Genomic DNA, 263 nt, shown 5'->3' with positions numbered 1-263 from the left:
CTCGATTGCCCCGTCGCCGCGGTGGAGGAGATCGGCCTCGATGGCGACATGCTGGAGGCGCAGGCCTTTGCCTATCTGGCAGTACGCGTGGCGCGCGGGCTGCCCACCTCGTGCCCCGGCACGACAGGCGTCCGCGCGCCGTTGGCGGGGGCACCGTCAGCCGGGAGTGAGGTGAGCAGGGCGTTGCCTAACTTTGACGGAAAGGTGCCGGAAAAGGATTTTAAGGCCCCAGCGTGCAGCCGCTATGCCGCCATATCGGCTGG

The 263-nt window shown here is 68.1% G+C and carries 1 protein-coding gene; it reads left to right on the top strand.

The genetic code is table 11. The features are described 5' to 3' along the window. Positions 1 to 263, top strand: a 263-nt coding sequence (locus tag FCK22_RS18135; protein ID WP_211243598.1) for an anhydro-N-acetylmuramic acid kinase, incomplete at both ends; no start/stop codon positions are given.

The organism is Sulfitobacter sp. 15WGC, from assembly GCF_005068605.1.
In the GTDB taxonomy this organism is placed as follows: Bacteria; Pseudomonadota; Alphaproteobacteria; order Rhodobacterales; family Rhodobacteraceae; genus Sulfitobacter; species Sulfitobacter faviae.
This window is presented reverse-complemented; position numbering and strand designations above follow the sequence as displayed.